Source organism: Pseudomonas sp. BAV 4579, from assembly GCF_009765395.1.
GTDB classification, from domain to species: domain Bacteria; phylum Pseudomonadota; class Gammaproteobacteria; order Pseudomonadales; family Pseudomonadaceae; genus Chryseomonas; species Chryseomonas aestiva.
The window spans coordinates 138,828-160,353 of record NZ_WHOV01000002.1 but is presented as its reverse complement, the minus strand read 5'-3'; the positions used below and the strand labels follow the sequence as shown (position 1 = coordinate 160,353).

Below are 21,526 nucleotides of genomic sequence, written 5' to 3'. Positions count from 1 at the left end.
CGGTATCCTTCTTGCCTGGAAGGCTGCCATCGCCCCGGGGAGTTTGCCCATGCGTCAGTCCGGTCTGATCAATCTCAACCTGGTGTCCCTGGTGCTCCAGCAACTGGCGGCCGACACGCCCGCCCGGGCGGCGCCGCTGCTGGCCGGCAGCGGCCTGCGGCTGGACGATCTCGAACAGCCCCATCGGCTCATCACCCTGGCTCAGGAACAGCGGGTCATCGCCAACGCCCTGCCGGTCGCCCCGCCCGAACTGGGGCTGCTGCTGGGCTGGCGGCTGCGCGTCTCCGGCTACGGCCTGCTCGGCTATGGCCTGCTCAGCGCCCCGACCCTGGGCGCGGCGCTGCAGGCGGCCCTGGCCCACCAGGGGTTGCTGGGCGCCTATTTCACCCTGCGCCTGGAGCGCCACGGCGAGCTGGCCTGGCTCAGGGCCGACGACCATCCCTTCGCGCCGGAACTGGAGCGCTGCAACGCCGAGTGCTGCCTGGCCTCGCTGCGGGCGATCTGCTGCGACCTCCTGGGGACGCCCCTGCCCTTGGTGCAGGTGGCCTTTCGGCACGCCGAGCCGGCCTATCGCGCGCGCTATGGCGACTGCTTCGGCGCCACACCCCTGGGCTTCAACGCGCCCTTCAACGGCCTGGCCTTTCCCGCTGCCTGGCTTGAGCGCGGGCTGCCCCTGGCCGATCCGGTGACCCATCGCGACGCCCTGGAGCAGTGCGGTCGCCTGGCCCCCGAGCAGGATCGCCAGCGCGCCCTGCTCGCCCGCATCCGCACCCTGCTGGGCGCCGACCTGGCGGCCCCGCCCTCCTTCGCGGCCCTGGCCGGCCACCTCGGCATGGCCCCGCGCAGCCTGCGCCGCCACCTGCAGGCGGGCGGCAGCGGCTATCAGCAACTGCTCGACGAGTTGCGCTTCGAACGGGCGCGCGACCTGCTGGCCCAGGAGCGGCTGCCCATCTATCGCATCGCCGAGGTGATGGGCTTCAGCGAAACCGCCAGCTTCCGCCATGCCTTCCGCCGCTGGAGCGGGCAATCGCCGCGGGGTTATCGGCTCTAGCAGCCGGCGTATGCTGAGCGCTTCCCGTCCCCAAGGAGGCTTTTCCATGCCCTCGCTGAAACTGCTCGAAGCGCGCGGCCAACCCACCGACCAATACCGCCTGCCGGCGGAGAAGTTGCTGACCGGCGATCCGCTGCAGAGCCTCTGGCTCGACTACGAGGATGGCAGCGGCGTGTTCGCCGTTGGCCACTGGCACAGCGAGGTGGGCGCCTGGCGGGTGAACTACACCGAGGAAGAGTACTGCCAGATCCTCGAAGGGGTGAGTCTGGTCACCGATGACCAGGGCCACGCCACCCGGCTCGGTCCCGGCAGCAGCTTCGTCGTACCGCGCGGCTTCCAGGGTACCTGGGAGGTGCTGGAGCCGACCCTGAAGCGCTTCGTGGTCTACGAAGCCAAGGGCAGCTGATGGCTGGCACCGGGCGCAATCTGGCCGGATCTATCCCCTTTTGGCCGTTGCGCCTCTCGTCGCGGGTCGCCGGGCTGGCAAGAATCTGGAGAGAGCCCGCCGCCCGGAGTCGCCATGCGCATCCACCACAGTCCCGATCACGCCCTGCACCACGGTCGCTGCGAATTGATCGACGGCCAGTTGCAGCCCTGTTTCGAAAAACCCCAGCGCGTCGAATTCATCCTCGCCGAGTGTCACCGCCGGCAGCTCGGCGAGGTGGTGGCGCCGAGGGACTTCGGCCGGGCGCCGCTGGCACGCGTCCATAGCGCGGCCTATCTCGACTTTCTCGCCGGCGCCTGGGACGAATGGGCGGCCCGCGGCGAGACCGTGGATCTGCTGCCCTATACCTGGCCGGCACGTACCCTGCGCCAGGTGCTGCCGCCCACCAGCCTGCACGGACGCCTGGGTTACTACAGCTTCGACGGCGGCGCGCCCATCACCGCCGGGACCTGGCAGGCCGCCTACAGCGCCGCCCAGGTGGCCCTGAGTGCCGGAGCCGAGGTCGCCGCGGGCGCGCGCAGCGCCTTCGCCCTCTGCCGCCCGCCGGGCCACCACGCCGCGGCCGACGTCATGGGCGGCTACTGCTATCTGAACAACGCCGCCATCGCCGCCCAGGCCGCCCTCGACGGCGGCGCCCGGCGAGTGGTCATCCTCGATGTCGACTACCACCACGGCAACGGCACCCAGGACATCTTCTATGCGCGCGACGATGTGCTGTTCCTCTCGCTGCACGGCGATCCGGGTTTCGAATTCCCCTTCTTCCTCGGCTATGCCGACGAGACCGGCAGCGGCGCGGGCCAGGGCTTCAACCTCAATCTGCCGCTGCCCGCCGGCAGCGCCTGGGACAGCTGGAGCGCCGCCCTGGAAACAGCGCTGACGCGCGTGCAGGACTATGCCCCGGACCTGCTGCTGGTCTCCCTGGGCGTGGATACCTTCAAGGCCGATCCCATTTCCCAGTTCAGGCTGGAGAGCGACGACTACCTGCGCCTGGGCGAACGCCTGGCGCGGCTCGGCCTGCCGACCCTGTTCGTCATGGAGGGCGGTTACGCCGTGGCGGAGATCGGCATCAACACGGTGAACGTCCTGGCCGCCTTCGACGGCGCCTGATCCCTATCGCGAGGAATCCGACCATGCACAGCCTCCTGCGTCCGCTCACCGCCCTGCTCGGTGGCGCCCTGCTCGCCACCGCCGTCCAGGCTGCCGATCCCGGCGAACTGCGGGTCTACAACTGGGCCGACTACATCCTGCCCGAGACGCCCAAGGACTTCGCCCAGCAGACCGGCATCCGCGTCACCTGGGACACCTTCGACAGCAACGAGTCGCTGGAGGCCAAGCTGCTCACCGGGCGCTCCGGCTATGACCTGGTGATCCCCTCCAACCAGTTCCTGGAAACCCAGATCAAGGCCGGGGTCTTCCAGAAGCTGGACAAGCGCAAGCTGCCCAACTGGCAGAATCTCGATCCCGAATTGCTCAAGCTGCTGGAGGTCAACGACCCGGGCAACCAGTACGGCGTGCCCTACATGTACGGCACCATCCTCATCGGCTTCAACCCGGCCAAGGTCAAGGCGGCGCTGGGGGCGGACGCGCCGGTGGACAGCTGGGACCTGGTGTTCAAGCCGGAGAACATGGCCAAGCTCAAGAGCTGTGGCGTGGCCATGCTGGACTCGCCCTCGGACATCCTGCCGGTGGCGCTGCACTACCTGGGCCTGGACCCCAACAGCGCCAACGCCAAGGACTACGAGAAGGCCACGGCGCTGATGCTGAAGATCCGCCCCTACCTGGCCTACTTCAATTCCACCAAGTACATGACCGATATCGCCAACGGCGACATCTGCGTGGCGGTGGGCTATTCCGGCAGCTTCTATCAGTTCGGCAACCGGGCCAAGGAAGCCGGCAACTGCGTGGTGGTGGACTGGCGCCTGCCGCGCGAGGGCGCGCCCATCTGGTTCGACACCTGGGCCATTCCGGCCAGTGCCGCCAACGTCGACCAGGCCCATGCCTTCATCAATTACCTGCTCGAACCCAGGGTGATCGCCGGGATCAGCGACTACCTCGGCTACCCCAACGCCAACAAGCCGGGCATGCCGCTGGTGACCGCCGCCATCCGCGACAACCACGACCTGGTGCCCACTCCGGACATGCTCAAGAAGCTCTATGTGGTGCAGCCGCTGCCGCAGCCCATCGAGCGGGTGCGGACGCGCGCCTGGAGTCGCATCAAGGCCGGTAATTGAAGATCGAGTCTGCCATGACGTCCCGAATGGTAGCCAATGGCTACCATTCGGCGGTTACATCCTTGCGTCTGGGAACCCTCTATCGTGCTAAGGGACTTAATGTGCTGAAGTGACCCTCGGATTTTCCCGCCAGGTACGGCATCCATGTCCCTCAGTCTCGCCCTCGCCCGAGCGCTGGCTCGCCCTTTCTGGGCCCTGCGCTTCGAACCGGTATTGGAACGGCATTATCAGCGCGACATCGCCCGTTCGCGCCGGCGACACCTGCGCATCAGTCTGACCGTGGCCATCCTCGCCTATGCCAGCTTCTCGATCTGGGACTGGATCCTGATGACCGATGCCTTCTGGCTCATCAGCCTGCTCAGCGCACTGGTGGTGGTTGGCGGCGGGCTGGTCCTGCTGGCGCTCAGGCTGATGCCAGCCGAGCATCCGGCACGCGAATGGGTGGGTATCCTGCCCTGTCTGCTGGCCTATGCGCCGCCGCTGCTGGACGTCGAGGCCACCGATGCCGCGCATCGCGCCCTCTGGCTCGCGACCATGCCGTTGATGACCCTCTTCACCAACAGCTGCATCGCCCCGCCCCTGCGCCAGGCCGCGGTCCACAGCCTGGTCGCCCTGCTGGCCATCGGTCTGGCCACCCAGATGCACGCCCTGCCTGTCCTGGAGGCGTCGCTGGTCATGACCCTGGCGTTCGCCACCGCGAGCTTCACCCTGCTCAACAACTTCTGGATGGAGCGCGCGCGCCGTCAGGGCTATCTGCTGATCCTGCGCGATCGCTTGCGCAACGAAGAACTGACCGCATCCAATCGCTTCCTGGCACAGCAGTCCGCCACCGATCCCCTGACCGGGGTGGCCAATCGCCGGGCGCTGATGCAGGCCCTGGCCAACGCCCTGGCCCATCCCCCGCCCCGCCCGCTGCTCCTGCTGATGATCGATGTCGATCACTTCAAGGCCTTCAACGATCGCTATGGGCATCCGGCCGGCGATCGCTGCCTGCAACAGGTGGCCAGCGCCCTGGCCGACGAGTTGCGCGCCGGCGATTGCCTGGCCCGCTACGGCGGCGAGGAATTCGCCATCCTCTGCACGCCGTCCCGCGAAGAGGATGCCGCCAAGCTGGCGCAGCGCCTGCTCGACGCGGTACGGCGCCTGGAGATCCCCCACCTCGCGCCCCACGCCGGTCCGCGCGTGACGGTGAGTATCGGCGGCGCCTGTGCGCGGCCGGATCACGACTGCGCCGAGACCTTCATCGAGGCCGCCGATCGCCAGCTCTACTGGGCCAAGCAGGCCGGGCGCGACCGCGCCATCCTCGAAGACTGCGATCGCTGCCACCCTGCGATCGAGGAATCCCTCTAGCCCAGGCGATAGACCCGGTCGACCAGGGCCACGCTGGCCAGGCGCTGGCGCAGATCCTCATCCAGACCGGGATCCTGCCAGTCGTAGAGGCCGATGCGGGCATAGGCCCGACCCCGCGGCGGCCGCGTGCCGAGGTACTCCCAGACCACCCGGGTGCAGGCCGGCTCGCGCCGGTCGGAGGCGCTGACGCCGAGCTTGAGTCCGTTCAGGCGATCGATACGGTTGCGCGCGCTGGGCAGCAGCACCGTCTGCGACAACTCGTTGCCGGTGAGGGATTCGTAGTCGGTGAAGAACAGCCGGCTCTCCAGACTCATGGCCAGGCCCAGGTAGCGAAAGCGCGCCTGGCTGGTGGCTTCGTCGCGCCGGCGCAGGCGCTCGAAACGCACGTAGCGGAAGACGCCCGCTTCCGCGAACAGCCAGACCAGTCCGCAGAGCACAACCCCCGGCGTGGACAGCGACGGATAGTATTCGTGGTAGTAGCCCTGGTAGCGCGCCAGGCCTTCCTGACGCTCGCCGAACAGGGCCAGGGCCTGCCCCGCCCAGCCCGCCTCCTGACCGACCGGCGCGCCCAGGCGCGCCGCGAATTGCCGCTGCGGCAACTGCAGATCGCCCACCGGCAGCGCGAAGAACTCCGCCAGGCGCTGCAGGTTGTAAGGCGACGGACGGCTCTGCCCGTTGAGGTAGCGATTGAACTGGGCACGGTTGATGCCGACGGCGCGACAGACGGCCGCAATCGAGCGGTGGTGCTGGCAGAGCAGCTGCAAATTGGCGGAAAAGTCGCTCATGAATCCGGCCCGAGCTTGACAGACGGCCAGAAAACTAGCATCAAGTCGCGCCATTTTGAAGCGAGGCGCGGAATTGTTCACGCCGGTGGGATAGCCGAATCTAGGCGCCCGGTCCGTCTTACTGCCCGTTCCACCCGGACCGATCCGTTCCAGAGCCTGTTGCCGTCGTCTCCCCACGCCGGGAGCAGGCCCTGGCGGGATATTCCACAATAATAGCCCCAAGGCTTGCGAGCCGGCCTTGGAGCATCACTAGCATGCTCGAGGATTCTTCATGCACTACCTAGAAATGCTCAACGACTTCCTGTCCGGCCACGTGCTCATCGTGCTGATCGTCGGCCTGGGCAGCTATTTCACCCTGCGTTCGCGATTCGTGCAGGTACGCCATTTCCCGCACATGTTCACCGTCTTCAAGGACTCCCTGCGCAACAGCGGTGACGGCCTGAGTTCCTTCCAGGCGCTGATGCTCAGCCTGGCCGGTCGCGTCGGTGCCGGCAACATCGCCGGTGTGGGCCTGGCGGTGACCCTGGGTGGCCCCGGTGCGGTGTTCTGGATGTGGGTGACCGCCCTGGTCGGCATGGCCAGCAGCTTCTTCGAGTGCACCCTGGCGCAGGTCTACAAGCGCGCCGACGGCGACGGCCTGTACATCGGTGGTCCGGCCTATTACATCCAGCACGGCCTCAACAAGCGCTGGATGGCCCTGATCTTCTCGGGCCTGTTGCTGGTGACCTACGGCTTCGCCTTCGTCGGTCTGCAGTCCTTCACCGTGACCCACTCGCTGGAAAACGCCTTCGGCCTGCCGGTGCAGTACACCGGGATCGCCCTGGCCATCCTGCTGGGCCTGGTGTTCATCGGCGGCATCAAGCGCATCGCCGCGGTCTCCGACATCCTGGTGCCGGTCAAGACCCTGGCCTACATCGCCGTCACCCTCTATGTGATCATCACCCAGATCGACCTGGTCCCCGGCACCCTGCTGACCATCGTCAAGAGCGCCTTCGGCCTGGAGCCGGCCTTTGCCGGTCTGCTCGGCGCCGCCATCACCATGGGCGTCAAGCGTGGCGTCTTCGCCAACGAAGCCGGCCTGGGCGCCGCACCCAACGTCGCCGCGGTGGCCGCGGTCAAGCACCCGGCCGCCCAGGGCGTGGTGCAGGCCTTCAGCGTCTTTCTCGACACCTTCGTCATCTGCACCTGTACCGCGCTGCTGATCCTGCTCTCGGGTTTCTACACCCCGGGCTTCGAAGGTGACGGCATCGTCCTGACCCAGAACTCCCTGGCCGCGGTGGTCGGTGACTGGGGCCGCATCTTCATCAGCGTCGCCCTGTCGCTGTTCGTCTTCACCTGCATCCTCTACAACATCTACCTGGGCGAGAACGGTCTGCGCTACCTGCTCGGCCGCGGCAAGGCCGTGCTGCTCGGCTATCGCGGCCTGGTGCTGGTGCTGATCTGCTGGGGCTCGATGCAGAACCTGACCACGGTGTTCGCCTTCGCCGACATCACCATGACCTGCCTGGCCTTCGTCAACCTGATCGCCCTGGCCATGCTGATCAAGGTCGGCATGCGCATCCTCAACGACTACGACGCCCAGCGCCGTGCCGGGGTCGACCAGCCGGTGTTCGACGCCGACCAGTTCCGCGACCTGGACCTGGATCGCCAGGCCTGGCCGGCGCTGGAGCGTCTGGAAGAGACCGTCGCCGAAGCCCGCGCCGCCCAGCCGCGCCAGGCGCACTGATCGTCGCAACCGGGTCGCGCTGACCCGGACCGCGACCGCTTTCCTGCCCCCACCTCGCGTGGGGGCAGTCCTATCAGGAAGTCCCTCATGAGCTCACCCTACCTGCACATCCTCTACACCGGCGGCACCATCGGCATGCAGGCGACCGCCGCCGGCCTGGCCCCCGCCGCTGGTTTCGAGGCGCGCATCGACGCCCTGTTGGCCAGCCGTCCGGAGCTGGGCAATCCGGCCTGGCGGCTGCAGGAGCTGCTGCCGCTGATCGACAGCGCCAACATGACCCCCGCCGCCTGGGAGCGCATGGCCCAGGCGATCCTGGCGGCAGCCACCGACCCCGCCTGCCGCGGCGTGCTGGTGCTGCACGGCACCGATACCCTGGCCTACAGCGCCGCCGCCCTGGCCTTCCGGCTGCTGGGTCTGGCCATTCCGGTGCTGCTGACCGGCTCCATGCTGCCGGCCGGCGTGCCGGACAGCGATGCCGACGGCAACCTGGCCGACAGCTTCGCCGCCTTCGCCAGCGGACTGACGCCGGGGGTGCAGGTGCAATTCCATGGCGAACGCCTGCCGGCGGCGCGCTGCACCAAGCAGGCCAGCAGCGGTTGGAAGGCCTTCGTGGAAAGCGCCCGGCCGCGCAGCGGCGACACCCTGGTGGCCACGCCGGCCGCCTTACGCTTCGACCAGCCGCGCCAGCCGGTACGGGTGGCGGTGCTACCGCTGTTTCCGGGCGTCGACGGCGCTACCCTGCGTGGTCTGGCGGGCAGCGGTGTGCAGGGGCTGGTGCTGGAGTGCTATGGCAGCGGCACGGGTCCGGCGGATGACGCCGACTTCCTCGCCGCCCTCGCTGAACTGCGCGACGCCGGGGTCCCCGTGGTCGCCCTCAGCCAGGGCGCTCGCGGGACGGTGGAATTGGGTACCTACGCCGCCAGCAGCGGCCTGGCCGATGCCGGGGTGATCTCCGGCCGCGGCATGACCCGTGAAGCCGCCCTGGGCAAGCTGCACAGCCTGCTCGGCTGCGGCCTGGCGCGCACGGCGGTGGCCGAGTGGATCGGGCGAAATCTGTGCGAGGAGTTGTGATCTTCGGCTCGGTGCCGGCGGCTCCCTCACCCCGGCCCTCTCCCAGGGGGAGAGGGGGCGTTTGGGTAGACGCCGCAGCAAGGCCGTGACTCTGCCAAACCAAGAGTGAGTCCTGCGCACGCTCCAATATCCAACACGCCAAAGCCTATCGGAGCCTCCCTTCTCCCTCTGGGAGAGGGCCAGGGTGAGGGTACGCTTGAAGCCTGGCAGCCCCAGGTCCTGCGCATCAAACTCCCCCTGAGCGCCCCCTCTCCCTCCGGGAGAGGGCCGGGGTGAGGGTGCGCTTGAAGCCTGGCAGCCCCAAGTCCTGCGCACCAAAGTCCCCCTGCGTGTCCTCTCTCCCTCAGCGAAAATGCGAGTGAGGGTGCGCTTGAAGCCTGATCGCCCCAAGTCCTGCGCACCAAAGTCCCCCTGCGTGTCCTCTCTCCCTCAGCGAGAATGTCGGGTGAGAGTGCGCTTGAAGCCTGGCAGCCCCAGGTCCTGCGCAGCAAACTCCCCCTGAGCGCCCCCTCTCCCTCCGGGAGAGGGCCGGGGTGAGGGCAAGCCCTGACGCCTGAGCAGCCCCTACAGCGCCTCGCGCCACAGGCTCACCGCCATCTCGGCCGAGGCGCCCGGCGCTACGGTCAGGACGTCGTCCATCACCCGGGCGGTCTCGATGCAGAGCATGCCGGTCCAGGCGTCGTCGGCGAACTGGCTCAGGCGCGCGGCCTTGTCGATCCAGGGATTCCAGAGCACCGCCGAATGGCTGTTGCGGGTCTCGACGAACAGCCGGCGCTGCCACTGGGGATCGCGGATCGCCAGGCGTGCCGGCAGGCCGACATAGACCCGGTCGGTCTCGGCGGTGATGGTCGGCTCGCCGTTCTGCCGCTTGCGGGTCCAGCCGTCCAGGCAGTCGTAGTAGTCGGCGTTGGCCAGGCCTTCGATGCCCACCTCACGGACGTCGCTCACGGCGAAATAGGTGTGCAGCGCCTGGCTCAGCACCAGCGGGTGATCTTCCAGATTGTGCACGCTCAGGGTCAGCTCCAGGCGTTCGCCCACACTTAGGCTGAGGGTCAGCTCGGTGGCATGGGGCCAGCCCGGGGTGGTCTCGGCGGAGGTGCGATGGTGGAAGTCCAGGCGCACCCGGTCGGTGTCCACCTCGACGCCGCCGGCCTGCCAGGCGACCTGGCGCGCCAGGCCGTGGGCCGGGGCGTCCGCGGTGGTGGTGCACATGGTCTGGACCGCGGCCGGATTCTTCAGCAGGTCGCCGAACCAGGGCCAGCAGACCGGGATGCCACCACGGATCGGGGTACCGGGCTCGAACACGGCTTCCGGATTGCCCCAGACGATGTCCGGCTCGCCGTCGAAGCCGTAGCGCAGCACCTGGGCGCCCTGGCAGGCCACCAGGGCTTCGGCCTGGCCGACGCGGATGCGCCAGACGGGCAATTGGCCTAGTTGGATCTGTTCGACGAGGGGGGCAGCGGACATAGGATGACTCCTGGAAAAGGTGAGAGGCGACTGTAGTCCAGTCGAGGACCGGGCTCCAGCCAGCCATGGACAGCGCCGGCGGCAAAATCTTCCAACGCTGGCCGCGTCTCATACCGCTGTGGCAACGCTCGGCTAGACTCCTGGCCTCCCTTCCTCAGGAATAGCTCCCGCATGTCGGCTTTCCCGCGTCTTTCCCTGCTGCTCGGCCTGGGCCTGACCCTGCCGCTCCTGGCCAACGCCGCCAATTCCCTCGACGACGAGATCCGCGCCGCCGCCCGCGCGGTGATGGCCGAGCAGGACATTCCGGGCCTGGCCGTGGGTGTCACGGCCCCGGGCCTGCGCCGGCTCTACTACTTCGGCACCGCCGATCGCCGCAGCGGCCAGGCGGTGGACACGGCTACCCTGTTCGAGATCGGCTCCCTGAGCAAGACCTACACCGCCGCCCTGGGTGGCTACGCAGCGGCGACCGGCCGCCTGCGCCTGGACGAGTCCGCCGCTCAGGTCCGCCCGGCCCTGGCCGGCAGCGCCATCGGCCAGGCCAGCCTGCTGCAGCTGGCCACCTACAGCGCCGGCGGCCTGCCGCTGCAATTTCCCGACAGCGTCACCCGCGACGATCAGACGACGGCCTTCTACCGCGCCTTCCAGCCGCCCTTCCCCGCCGGCAGCCGCCGCCTCTACTCCAATCCCAGCATCGGCCTGTTCGGCGCCCTGGCGGCCCAGCGGCTCGACGAGCCCTTCGCCACGGCCTTGCAGCGCCACGTGCTCAAGCCCCTCGGCCTCGACCATACCTATCTGCAGGTGCCGGCGGTCGAGCAGGCCCACTACGCCTGGGGCCATGGCAGGAACGACCAGCCGCTACGGGTCAATCCGGGCGCCTATGCCGAAGAGGCCTATGGCATCAAGACCACCGCCGGCGATCTGCTCACCTTCGTCGAGGCGAATCTCAATCCCGACCGGTTGCCGGCGCCCCTGGCCAAGGCGCTCGACGCCACCCAACAGGGCTACTATCGCAGCGGCCCCATGACCCAGGGTCTGGCCTGGGAGGCCTACGCCTATCCGCTGGCCAAGACCCAGCTGCTGGCCGGCAACACCCCGGCGATGGCCCTGGAGCCGCAACCGCTGGACTGGCAGCACCCGCCCCTGCCGGCGAGCGGCGCCCGGCTGTTGAACAAGACCGGCTCCACCAACGGCTTCGGCGCCTATGCGCTGTTTATCCCCGAGCGCCAGCTCGGCCTGGTGATCCTGGCCAACCGCAACTACCCGAATGCCGCGCGGATCGAGACGGCCTGGCGGATCCTGCAGCAGCTCGATAGTCGGGTGCAGTGAGGTACCCCAATCGCGGCCATGGGCCGCTCCTACAGAAGCATCACACCCTGTAGGAGCGGCCGCATCGGCGGACCGCCATGGCCGCGATCAACTCGAACCCCGTAGCGTGGATGACGGCGCAGCCTTTTCCACTGGCAGTTCGCAGCAGGGGCCCCCTCTCCCCAGGGGAGAGAGGGCCATCCGAAGTGGCGCTCAACTTCATTGGCGCTGACAAGATCAGATCAGTAGCGTGGATGACGGCGCAGCCTCATCCACGAATCCCTGTGTCAAACCGCGACCTCAAACCCCGCCCGACTCCTCGCGCCCCTCCACCGGCAGCTCGTGCTCGGTGGCATAGCCGGCATCGGCCGCCTCCAGCACGCCGTGGGCGATGCTGCAGAACAGCGAATTGACCCGGCGCATGTCGCTGAGCAGCCCCAGGTGCAGGGAGCTGGTTTCGAAGCTCTCCACTACCTGCTGGTGCAGCCGCTCGACGTGGGCATGGGCATAGCGCCGTTCCAGCAGGCGGAAACGCTGCTTGAGCCGACGCAGGCGCCGCGCCGCGTCCAGGTCGCCGGAGAGATAGACCGACAGGCACAGCTTGAGGCTGTCGACCAGCAGCCGGTGCAGCGCGGAGAGTTCGTCCACCCCGGAAGCCGAGAAGGAACGCCGGGCAGCGATCTTCTTGCTGTCGACGTCGCTGGCCATGCGCTCGATCAGATCGCCGGCCTGCTCCAGGTTGATCGCCAGTTCGATGGTCTCGGCCCAGCGCCGGCTGTCGCGCTCGTCCAGGTCGTCGCGCGGCATGCGCGCCAGGTACAGCTTGATCGCCGTGTATAGGGCATCGACGTCGTCGTCGAGACGGCGCACCTCGCGGGCCAGCTGCTTGTCGCCGGCATTGATCAGCACCAGCAGGTGCTGCAGCATCTGCTCGATGACATCGCCCATGCGCAGGAGCTCGCGGGAGGCGTTGGTCAGCGCCAGGGCCGGGGTATCCAGGGCCGCGGTGTCCAGGTGGCGCGGTCGCAGGATGGTCTCGGCGCTGTCCTTGGCCGGCAGCATGGCGGTGCAGAAGCGCGCCAGGGGCCCGGTCAGCGGCAGGAACAGCAGGCAGCGCACCAGGTTGTAGGCGACGTGGAAACCGATCACCACCTCGGCGTCGTTGAAGTCGTAGCCCTGCAGCCAGTCGGCCAGCAGGCCGATCCAGGGCAGCACCAGGATGCAGCCGGCGAGCTTGAACAGCAGGCTGCCCACCGCCACCCGCCGCGCCTCCACGCCCTGCTTGGCCGCGCCCATCAGCGCCAGCACGCCGCTGCCCAGGTTGGCCCCCACCACCAGGCACAGCGCCACCTTGAGCGAGATGACCCCGGAGCCGGCCAGGGTGGCGGTCAGCAGCACCGCTGCCAGGCTGGAATAGGAGACCATGGCGAACACCGCGCCGGTCAGGGCGTCGAGCAACTGGTCGCCGGTCAGTGAAGAGAACAGCACCTTGACCCCGGCCGCATGGGTCATTGGCGAGGCCGCCTCGACGATCAGCTGCAGCGCCAGGATGATCAGCCCCAGGCCGATGGCGACCCGGCCGAGCTGGCCGGCGCGGGTCTGCTTGCGGCCGAGAAAGAACACCACGCCGAGAAAGATCAGCAGCGGCGACAGCCAGGACAGGTCGAAGGTCAGCACCCGCGCCATCAACGCGGTGCCCACGTCGGCGCCGAGCATGATGGCCAGCGCCGGGGTCAGCGGCACCAGGCCCTGGGCGACAAAGGAGGTTACCAGCAGCGCGGTGGCGTTGCTGCTCTGCACCAGGGCAGTGACGGCGATGCCGGAAAGAAAGGCCAGCGGCATGCGCTGCATGCTGCGGCTGAGCACCCGGCGCAGACTGGCGCCGTATACCCGCAGGATACCGGTGCGCACGATATGGGTGCCCCACACCAGCAGGGCAACGGCGGATAGCAGATTGAGCAGTGTCAGCATCGTGGCGCCCTCCCGGCGCGTGTCCAAGAGCTCCTGGCAAGCTTGTCACAAAATCGTAATGACCGTTCTGCACAGACGCACGAGCCCGAAGGCAGGGCACCTTCGGGCTCGTGGGGACTTGCTGGTTTAGGCGGCGGAGAGCCGGGTCGGTTCCGCCGCCGCGATCAGATCTGCTCCTTGCGCCGCTTGACCGCTTCGCGCGCCTTGGCCTTGCCGCGCAGGCGGATGTTGATGGCTTCCACCGCCAGCGAGAAGGCCATGGCGAAGTAGACGTAGCCCTTGGGCACATGGACCTCGAAGGCTTCGGCGATGAGCACGGTACCGACCACGATCAGGAACGACAGCGCCAGCATCTTCAGACTCGGGTGCTTGTCGATGAAATTGCTGATGGCGCCGGCCGCCAGCATCATCACCAGCACGGCGACGATGATCGCCGCGACCATCACCGGCACGTGGCTGACCATGCCCACCGCGGTGATCACCGAGTCTAGCGAGAAGACGATGTCGATGATGGCGATCTGGATGATGGTGCCGATGAAACCGCCACCCTTCTTCTGGGGCGCGTCCTCGTCGTGCTCGTCTTCGCCTTCCAGGCCTTCGTAGATCTCGGCACTGCTCTTCCACAGCAGGAACAGGCCGCCGAAGAAGAGGATGAGGTCACGCCCGGAGATGCCCTGGCCGAAGACGAAGAACAGGTCGGCGGTGAGGCGCATCACCCAGGTGATGGACAGCAGCAGCAGGATGCGGGTGACCATGGCCAGGGCCAGGCCGAAGAAACGGGTCCGCGCCTGCATGTGCTTGGGCATGCGGCTGACCAGGATGGAGATCATGATGATGTTGTCGATGCCCAGAACGATTTCCAGGGCCGTCAGGGTAAAGAAGGCGACCCAGATTTCCGGGTTGGTCAGCCAGTCCATTGCAAATCCTCTTTTAGCTGAGACGCGCTCGGGCGCGCGCTCCAATGGAAAAGGCGCGTCAGGCGACGCGCCATTTTCGAACAGCCGGCAAGGCTAGTCGTACAAATGGTAAAACTCTAGCGGCTGTACAGCGGAAACACACCCAGTAACAAAGCACCGCCGAGCAGGAACATGCAGGTCACGGTCGCCCACTTCAGGGTGAAGCGCTGGTGGTCGCCGAACTCCACCTTGGCCAGGCCCACCAGCAGGTAGGTCGAGGGCACCAGGGGGCTGAGCAGGTGCACGGGCTGACCGACGATGGAGGCCCGGGCGATCTCCACCGGACTGATGCCATAGGCCGCGGCGGCCTCGGCCAGCACCGGCAGCACGCCGAAGTAGAAGGCGTCGTTGGAGATGAAGAAGGTGAACGGCAGGCTGACCAGGGCGGTGATCACCGCCATGTACGGACCCAGGGCGTCCGGGATCACCGCCAGCAGGCCCTTGGACATGGCGTCGACCATGCCGGTACCCGAGAGGATGCCGGTGAAGATGCCCGCGGCGAAGATCAGCGAGACCACCGCCAGGACGTTTTCGGCATGGGCGGCGATGCGCTGCTTCTGCATGTTCAGGCAGCGGTAGTTGACGGTCATGGCGATGCCGAAGGCGATCATGAACAGCACCGGCATCGGCAGGATGCCGACGATCAGCGCGGCCATCAGCGCCAGCGTCAGCAGGCCGTTGAACCAGCGCAGGTGCGGGCGGCGGGCCTCGGCGCACTGGGAGACGGTGACGTCGGCGCCTTCGGTCTCGCCGATCTGCAGGATGCCCAAGCGGGCGCGCTCGCTGCGGCCATAGAGGTAGGCGAGGAAGAACAGCCAGGCGATGGCCAGCAGCATGGGCGCGATCATGGGCACGAAGACGTCGGCCGGTTCCACGTGCAGGGCACTGGCAGCACGGGCGGTCGGACCGCCCCAGGGGGTCAGGTTCATCACGCCACTGGAGAGCAGCATCAGGCAGGTCATGATCAGCGGATTCATGCCCAGGCGCTTGTACAGCGGGAACATGGCCGCCACGCAGATCATGTAGGTGGTCGAGCCGTCACCGTCCAGGGAGACCACCAGGGTCAGGAAGACGGTGCCCATGGCCACCTTGAGCGGATCGCCCTTGACCAGCTTGAGGATCCAGCGCACCGCCGGGTCGAACAGGCCGGTATCGATCATCACGGCGAAGTAGAGGATCGCGAACAGCAGCATCACGCCGGTGGGCGCCAGCTTGCGGATGCCGTCGAGCATCATCGGGCCGAGGGCGTCGAGCTTGACGCTGCCGAGGCTGGCGAATTCGCTGGACAGCGCCCAGGCCAGTACGGCGAAGGCGATCGGCACCATGGTCAGGGCGATCAGCGGAGACAGGCGCTTGGTCATGATCAGGTACATGAAGGTCATGACCATGGCGAAGCCGAGGAAAGTCAGCATGGGAATACCTCTGGATTTTCGCGAAGAGAAGGAGGGTTCAGCCGCGGCGCAGCGGCGCGGAGAGGGCGAAAATCCAGGTGAGACGGGCGCGCGGGGACGCCTGGAAGGACAGATACGACATGGCAAGAATCCTGGTTATTTTTGTAGGCACGTCGCCCGCTCACGGGGGCGGGTCTTGAGCGGATCCTAAGAGGTCAACCTTTCGCCAGCCTTGCGTGGCGAAAGGTGGATGTTGCGGGATGTCACGAAGCGGACGGAGGGCTCGCCTACCAGCCGGGACTGCTCAGATGCTCGACGAAGAAATCGAGCAGCACCTGGATCTTGGTTGGGCGACTGCGCGCCGAGGGGGTCACGAAATAGAGGCCGCCACGGGTCAGCTGCCAGTCCGGCAGCAGCGGCACCAGCCGGCCATCGGCCAGGTAGTCGGCGGCGATGAAGTCCGGCAACTCGGCGATGGCCAGGCCTTCCAGCAGCACCGGCAGCAGGGCTTCGGAATTGGTGACGCGCAAGGGACCACGCGGCAGCACGCTTTCCTCGCGACCGTCGTCCCCACTGAAGCGCCACACCTGGCTGCGCGCCCGGTAGGCGTAGCTCAGGCAGGCATGTTCGCTCAGTTCCTGCGGATGTCGAGGATGGCCATGGCGCTCGACGTAGGCCGGCGCCGCCACCAGCAGTTGGCTGACCGCGCAGAGCCGCCGGGCGACCAGCGAGGAGTCGGGCAAGGCGGCGATGCGCAGGGCGGCGTCGAAGCCCTCCGCCACCAGATCCACGGCGGCATCGGACAGGTGCAGATCCACCGTCAGCTGGGGATAGCGGCGCAGCAGCTCGGGCAGCAGCGGCGCCACCCAGCGCAGGCCGAAGGCCATGGGCACCGCCAGCCGCACCTGACCGCGAGGCTGCACGGCGCGCGCCTGGGCGGCGCTTTCGGTCGCCTCCGCCTGGCGATAGAGGTCGCCGGCCTGGGCGGCCAGCTCGCGACCGAATTCGGTCAACGCCAGTTGCCGCGAGGTGCGATTGAACAGCCGCCCGCCGAGGCGCTCCTCCAGGCGCGTCACCGCCCGCGAGACGGTGGCCACCGACACGCCCAGCACCCGCGCCGCAGCGGCGAAGGAGCCCTCCTCGGCGACCTTGGCGAACATCGCCAAGCCTTCGAAATCCGGCAATCTGCTCATTTCATTTCTGCAACGATGACTTGCCAATCATTCTATTTTGCAGAGGAGCCAGGGTCGATAGGCTGACTCCACCTGATCACAACCACTCGGAGATTCAGCCATGACCCTCAAGCTCGCCGACAAGATCGCCCTCGTCACCGGTGCCACCAGCGGCATCGGCCTGGCCGCTGCCACACTCTTCGCCCAGCAGGGCGCCCACGTCATCCTCACCGGCCGGCGGCAGGCGGAACTGGATGCCGCGGTCGAGCAGGTCGGCAACGCCACCGGCATCGCCGTGGACTCCTCGCGCCTGGACCAGCTCGATGACCTCTATGCGCGCATCCGCCGCGAGCACGGGCGCCTCGACGTGCTCTACGTCAACGCCGGAGGTGGCAGCCTGCTGCCCCTCGCCGAGATGACCGAAGCCCACTACGACGACACCTTCGATCGCAACGTGAAGGGGGTGCTGTTCACCGTGCAGAAGGCCCTGCCGCTGCTGGCGGACCATGCCTCGGTGATACTGGCCGGCTCCACCGCCGCCAGTACCGGCACCCCGGCCTTCAGCGTCTACGGCGCATCCAAGGCCGCCGTACGCGCCTTCGCCCGCAACTGGATCCTGGAGCTGCAGGGCCGCGGCATCCGCATCAACACCCTGAGTCCGGGTGCCACCCGCACCCCGGGGCTGGTGGAACTGGCCGGTCCGGATGCCGCCCAGCAGCAGGGTCTGCTGGACCACCTGGCCGGCCAGATCCCCCTGGGTCGCGTCGGCGAGCCGGAGGAAATCGCCAGGGTTGCCCTGTTCCTGGCCTCCAGTGATTCCAGCTTCGTCAACGGCGCCGAACTCTTCGCCGATGGTGGCCAGGCGCAGGTCTGAGCGCCGTCTGGCGGCAAGAAAAAAGCGGACAGCGCCCCGAGCGCTGTCCGCTTTTTTTGCCGACCGAATGCGGGCGTCAGCCGCGCAGTCGCGTGTTGAGTACGGCGATGTGCTCCGGGCCGATGCCGCAGCAGCCGCCGATCAGGCTCGCGCCACGCGCCTGCCAGTCCTGGGCGAAGCTCAGGTAGCCGGGCGGATCCAGATCCGGACGCAGGGGGTCGAGGCCATCATTGGCGGTGGCCTCTTCCGGCTGGGGCGGGAAGGCGTTGGCATAGGCGCCAAAGGGAATCTCGATCCCCGCCGCGGCAAAGGTCGCCCGCGCGGTATCCAGCGCCGCGGCCATCACCTCGGGCTGGCTGCAATTGAACAGCAGCGCTCCGGCGCCCAGTTCCACCGCCAGCTGCGCGGCCGCGGCCACCGGCTCGCCGGATCTCAGCCGTGGGATCTCGTCGACGTCTTCGTCCTTGAGGGTGAAGGACAGCCACAGCGGCTTGCCATCCCCGGGCAGCCCCGCGGCGATGGCGCGCACCTCGGCCAGGGAACTCTGGGTTTCCGCCAGCCAGAGATCGACATGGGGCGCCAGGCCGCGGATCAGCGGCTGCAGCACCTCGTCCACCCGCGCCGGCTCGAACAGATCGGGGCGATAGGAGCCGAACAGCGGCGGCAGCGAACCCGCCACCCGCACCGGCTGACCGCTGGCTACCACCGCCTGCCGTGCCAGCTGGCCGGCTCGTGCCGCCAGGGCCTCGCCTTCGGCGGCGAAACGCGCCTCGCCGATATGGAAGGGCACCACCGCATAGCTGTTGCTGGTGATCACCTGGGCGCCGGCCTCGATATAGGCCCGATGCACCGCTTCCACCTGCTCCGGCGCCTCGCTCAGGGCCAGGGCCGACCACTCCGGCTGACGAAAGGGCGCGCCGCGGCGCTGCAGTTCGCGGCCCATGCCACCGTCGAGAAGCACAAGATTCATGTTGGCCATATAGCTATTTCACTTTTCCTTATAACCAAAACAGAGTTCAATATCGGTTCTCATATCTCTCTAATACCAGGCCCTCTTTCCCTTTGCAAAGGACGCCCCCATGAGAACCGCTCTGCTATCGGCCCTCGGCCTGACCCTGGCGCTGGTCGCCACCTCGGCCTCGGCCGGGACCACCCTGGACCGCATCAAGGCCAAGGGCGAGCTGGTCAACGTGCTCATGGAGAGCTATCCGCCCTTCTCCCAGCTCAATGCCCAGAACCAGCTGGAAGGCTTCGACGTGGACGTGGCCAAGGCGGTGGCCGACAAGCTCGGCGTCAAGCTGCGCCTGGAAACCCCTTCCTGGGACGTGATCGCCGCCGGTCGCTGGAGCGGTCGCTACGACGTCTGCATCTGCTCCATGACGCCGAGCCAGGCGCGCGCCCAGGTGTTCGATTTCCCGGTCAACTACTACGCCTCGCCAGCGGTGATCGTGGTCAACGCCGGTGACGACCGCATCCACGGTGCCAAGGACCTCTCCGGCAAGAAGGTCGGCGTCACCAGCGCCTCCTCCTACGAAAGCTACCTGAACAAGGACCTGACCATCGAAGGCCAGGAGGACAAGCCGCTGAGCTACCCCTTCGACCAGGTGCAGGTAGTGCCCTTCCCCGACGACAACGTCGCCTTCCAGGACCTGGGCCTGGGCGCCGGCAAACGCCTGGACGCGGTGCTGACCAACCTGGTGACCGCCCAGCCGCGCCTGGCCCAGGACAGCAAGTTCAAGCTGGCGGGCGCACCGCTCTATGCCGAGCCCAACGCCGTGGCCATCGAGAAGGGTGATGCGGAATTCGCCGCCACGCTGCGCGAGATCATCGAGGGGCTGCGCCAGGACGGCACCCTGAAGCGGATCTCCGACAAGTGGATCGGTGCCGACATCAGCCAATGAGTCCGCTACCGCCCCCAGACCAGCGCCGCCCCCTGCTGAGCTTTCGCACCCGTGTCTGGCTGACCTGGCTGGCGCTGCTGGCCGGGGGCGTGGTCTTCGTGCTCGGCTTCGACCTCAAGTTCGCCAGCGTCTGGCCGCGCCTGCCCAACCTGGTGGGCTGGCGCCTGGGCCCCAACGGCTTCCTCCAAGGCGCGGCCCTGACGCTGTTCCTCAGCCTCAGCTCCATCCTGGTGTCAGTGCTGCTGGGCTTCGCCGCGGCCCTGGGGCGGCTGTCGTCCAGTGCCCTGGCCTATGGCGTGGCGACCTTCTACGCCTCCTTCTTTCGCGGCACCCCGCTGCTGATCCAGATCCTGCTGATCTACCTGGGCCTGCCGCAGATCGGCGTGGTCCCCGGCGCCATCAGCGCCGGCATCCTCGCCCTGTCGCTGAACTACGGCGCCTACCTCAGCGAGATCTTCCGCGCCGGCCTGCTCGGCGTCCCCGCCGGTCAGCGCGAGGCGGCCCGGGCCCTGGGCCTGGCGCCGCGGGTAATCTTCTGGCGCGTCACCCTGCCCCAGGCCATGCGCAGCATCATCCCGCCCACCACCAGCCAGTTCATCTCCATGCTCAAGGACTCCTCCCTGGTCTCGGTAATGGGTGTCTGGGAGGTGATGTTCCTCGCCCAGTCCTATGGCCGCTCCAGCTATCGCTATCTGGAAATGCTGACCACCGCGGCGGTGCTCTACTGGCTGCTGTCCCTGGCCATGGAATTCATGCAGTCGCGCCTGGAGCGGCATTACGGGAAGGCGTATCAGGGGCGGTAGCGCCTCCAGCTGCGCCTTCCGGGCCATGCTAGCCCTTTGATGCCAAACCCGCTTTCGGTGAATCAGGTCACAACGTCTCTGGAGCAAGCCTCTACCATTCCCTCCTCCTAAATTTTCGCTTCGGAAAGGACTCGTAATGAAGCCTCGTCATCGCCTTGCCGTTCTCTGCCTGGGTGGCAGCCTCGCCGTCACGGGCTGCTCCAACATGTCGCAGAACGAATGGCTCAATCAGGAAAACGTCGGCACCGTGGTCGGGGCGGCGGCCGGCATCCTCATCGGCAGCCAGATCGGTGGTGGCAGTGGCCGTACCGCCGCCATGCTGGCCGGCGCCCTCGCCGGTGGCGCCCTGGGCAAGACCCTCGGGGCCAAGCTCGACCAGCGTGATCGCGAGGCCCTGGCCGTGCAGACGCAAAAGGCGCTGGAGCACGCCGAGGATGGTCAGGTGACCACCTGGACCTCCGACCACAGTGGCGCCACTGCCCGCATCGTGCCGGTGGCGACCGAGACCGAAGCTCGCCAGGTGGCGGTCAAGCGCACGCCCAAGGTGCAGAAGGTCGAGCAGCTGACCCTGCTCAACAAGCCCTATCAGTCGATCAAGTCGGCCAATCTGCGCGCCGCGCCCAACGACAATGCCGCCAAGGTCGGCGGACTGCCCACGGGTACGCGCTTCACCGCCCTGGGCCGTACCGGCAACGACTGGATCGCCGTGGGCCGCAAGGGCGTGACCATCGGCTATGTCTACGCGCCCCTGGTGACTCCGGCGACCGCTGCCACGCTGGCGACCGCTGGCAAGACCAAGGCTCAACCGGCACCCGCGGTGGATCTGGATACCCTGGACGTGGCCAGCGCCAAGCAGCAGGGCGTGGACCTCGACGCCGCCGATCTCGATGCCGCGCCGGTGCAGGACAAGGTCGCCGCCAAGACCACCTGCCGCACCCTGAACTACAGCCTGAGCCAGGACGGTCAGCAGGATCAGCAGACCACTAAGGCCTGCCAGGCCGCTGACGGTGCCTGGGAACTGATCTAA

General features: G+C 67.6%; 19 protein-coding genes. 12 read left to right on the top strand and 7 right to left on the bottom strand.

Going from position 1 to position 21,526, the window contains the following annotated elements:
- Window positions 1–49: 49 nt before the first annotated feature.
- The 5 genes from GSQ95_RS00810 to GSQ95_RS00790 all read left to right on the top strand — a co-directional run bounded on the left by GSQ95_RS00810 (window position 50) and on the right by GSQ95_RS00790 (window position 5,077).
- Window positions 50–1,051, top strand: a complete 1,002-nt coding sequence (locus tag GSQ95_RS00810; protein WP_158973725.1) for an AraC family transcriptional regulator — start codon at window positions 50–52, stop codon at window positions 1,049–1,051.
- A 46-nt stretch (window positions 1,052–1,097) separates the two neighbouring features.
- Complete coding sequence (locus tag GSQ95_RS00805) at window positions 1,098–1,457, top strand: cupin domain-containing protein (RefSeq protein ID WP_158890261.1); 360 nt, start codon at window positions 1,098–1,100, stop codon at window positions 1,455–1,457.
- A 114-nt stretch (window positions 1,458–1,571) separates the two neighbouring features.
- The gene (locus GSQ95_RS00800) at window positions 1,572–2,603 is read left to right on the top strand and encodes a histone deacetylase family protein (RefSeq protein ID WP_158890259.1); all 1,032 of its coding nucleotides are present in this window, start codon (window positions 1,572–1,574) and stop codon (window positions 2,601–2,603) included.
- Between the two features lie 23 nt (window positions 2,604–2,626).
- Window positions 2,627–3,727 carry a polyamine ABC transporter substrate-binding protein gene (locus GSQ95_RS00795; protein WP_158890257.1) on the top strand — a complete coding sequence of 367 codons (1,101 nt, stop codon included), beginning with the start codon at window positions 2,627–2,629 and terminating at the stop codon, window positions 3,725–3,727.
- A 144-nt stretch (window positions 3,728–3,871) separates the two neighbouring features.
- Entirely contained in the window at window positions 3,872–5,077 is a 1,206-nt protein-coding gene (locus tag GSQ95_RS00790) for a diguanylate cyclase (RefSeq protein WP_158890255.1), read from the top strand.
- Here the strand turns inward: GSQ95_RS00790 and GSQ95_RS00785 are convergent.
- The gene (locus tag GSQ95_RS00785) at window positions 5,074–5,862 is read right to left on the bottom strand and encodes a helix-turn-helix transcriptional regulator (protein WP_158890253.1); all 789 of its coding nucleotides are present in this window, start codon (window positions 5,860–5,862) and stop codon (window positions 5,074–5,076) included. The two genes, GSQ95_RS00790 and GSQ95_RS00785, sit on opposite strands and share 4 nt — an antisense overlap.
- Before the next feature lie 271 nt (window positions 5,863–6,133).
- Here GSQ95_RS00785 and GSQ95_RS00780 point away from each other — a divergent pair, with 271 nt between their 5' ends.
- Both GSQ95_RS00780 and GSQ95_RS00775 read left to right on the top strand, forming a co-directional pair.
- A complete protein-coding gene (locus GSQ95_RS00780) occupies window positions 6,134–7,588 on the top strand; it encodes a sodium:alanine symporter family protein (protein ID WP_158890251.1) in 1,455 nt (484 codons plus the stop codon).
- 87 nt (window positions 7,589–7,675) lie between these two features.
- Window positions 7,676–8,659 carry an asparaginase gene (locus tag GSQ95_RS00775; protein ID WP_158890249.1) on the top strand — a complete coding sequence of 328 codons (984 nt, stop codon included), beginning with the start codon at window positions 7,676–7,678 and terminating at the stop codon, window positions 8,657–8,659.
- Between the two features lie 564 nt (window positions 8,660–9,223).
- Here the strand turns inward: GSQ95_RS00775 and GSQ95_RS00770 are convergent.
- Entirely contained in the window at window positions 9,224–10,126 is a 903-nt protein-coding gene (locus GSQ95_RS00770; protein WP_158890247.1) for a D-hexose-6-phosphate mutarotase, read from the bottom strand.
- A 171-nt stretch (window positions 10,127–10,297) separates the two neighbouring features.
- Here GSQ95_RS00770 and ampC point away from each other — a divergent pair, with 171 nt between their 5' ends.
- On the top strand, window positions 10,298–11,452 hold the full coding sequence (gene ampC / locus GSQ95_RS00765; RefSeq protein WP_158890245.1) for a class C beta-lactamase: 1,155 nt from the start codon (window positions 10,298–10,300) through the stop codon (window positions 11,450–11,452).
- A 279-nt stretch (window positions 11,453–11,731) separates the two neighbouring features.
- Here the strand turns inward: ampC and GSQ95_RS00760 are convergent, their stop codons facing one another.
- The 4 genes from GSQ95_RS00760 to GSQ95_RS00745 all read right to left on the bottom strand — a co-directional run bounded on the left by GSQ95_RS00760 (window position 11,732) and on the right by GSQ95_RS00745 (window position 16,942).
- Window positions 11,732–13,402 (bottom strand): Na/Pi cotransporter family protein, encoded by a 1,671-nt coding sequence (locus GSQ95_RS00760; RefSeq protein WP_007160079.1) that lies wholly within the window; start codon window positions 13,400–13,402, stop codon window positions 11,732–11,734.
- Between the two features lie 164 nt (window positions 13,403–13,566).
- Window positions 13,567–14,319 carry a TerC family protein gene (locus GSQ95_RS00755; RefSeq protein ID WP_158890243.1) on the bottom strand — a complete coding sequence of 251 codons (753 nt, stop codon included), beginning with the start codon at window positions 14,317–14,319 and terminating at the stop codon, window positions 13,567–13,569.
- Window positions 14,320–14,435: 116 nt separating this feature from the next.
- Window positions 14,436–15,770 (bottom strand): CitMHS family transporter, encoded by a 1,335-nt coding sequence (locus tag GSQ95_RS00750; protein WP_158890241.1) that lies wholly within the window; start codon window positions 15,768–15,770, stop codon window positions 14,436–14,438.
- A gap of 266 nt (window positions 15,771–16,036) precedes the next feature.
- Window positions 16,037–16,942, bottom strand: coding sequence for a LysR family transcriptional regulator (locus GSQ95_RS00745; RefSeq protein WP_158890239.1), 906 nt, complete (start codon window positions 16,940–16,942; stop codon window positions 16,037–16,039).
- Window positions 16,943–17,042: 100 nt separating this feature from the next.
- Here GSQ95_RS00745 and GSQ95_RS00740 point away from each other — a divergent pair, with 100 nt between their 5' ends.
- Complete coding sequence (locus tag GSQ95_RS00740; protein ID WP_158890237.1) at window positions 17,043–17,795, top strand: SDR family NAD(P)-dependent oxidoreductase; 753 nt, start codon at window positions 17,043–17,045, stop codon at window positions 17,793–17,795.
- 76 nt (window positions 17,796–17,871) lie between these two features.
- Here the strand turns inward: GSQ95_RS00740 and GSQ95_RS00735 are convergent, their stop codons facing one another.
- Window positions 17,872–18,774: a homocysteine S-methyltransferase family protein gene (locus tag GSQ95_RS00735; protein WP_158890235.1), complete on the bottom strand. Its 903-nt coding sequence runs from the start codon at window positions 18,772–18,774 to the stop codon at window positions 17,872–17,874.
- Between the two features lie 100 nt (window positions 18,775–18,874).
- On the opposite strand from GSQ95_RS00735, the gene GSQ95_RS00730 reads away from it, so the two are divergent.
- The 3 genes from GSQ95_RS00730 to GSQ95_RS00720 all read left to right on the top strand — a co-directional run bounded on the left by GSQ95_RS00730 (window position 18,875) and on the right by GSQ95_RS00720 (window position 21,526).
- Window positions 18,875–19,696 (top strand): transporter substrate-binding domain-containing protein, encoded by an 822-nt coding sequence (locus GSQ95_RS00730; RefSeq protein WP_158890233.1) that lies wholly within the window; start codon window positions 18,875–18,877, stop codon window positions 19,694–19,696.
- A complete protein-coding gene (locus GSQ95_RS00725; protein ID WP_158890231.1) occupies window positions 19,693–20,499 on the top strand; it encodes an amino acid ABC transporter permease in 807 nt (268 codons plus the stop codon). Before GSQ95_RS00730 ends, GSQ95_RS00725 begins: the two co-directional genes overlap by 4 nt.
- 136 nt (window positions 20,500–20,635) lie before the next feature.
- Window positions 20,636–21,526, top strand: coding sequence for an SH3 domain-containing protein (locus GSQ95_RS00720; RefSeq protein ID WP_158890229.1), 891 nt, complete (start codon window positions 20,636–20,638; stop codon window positions 21,524–21,526).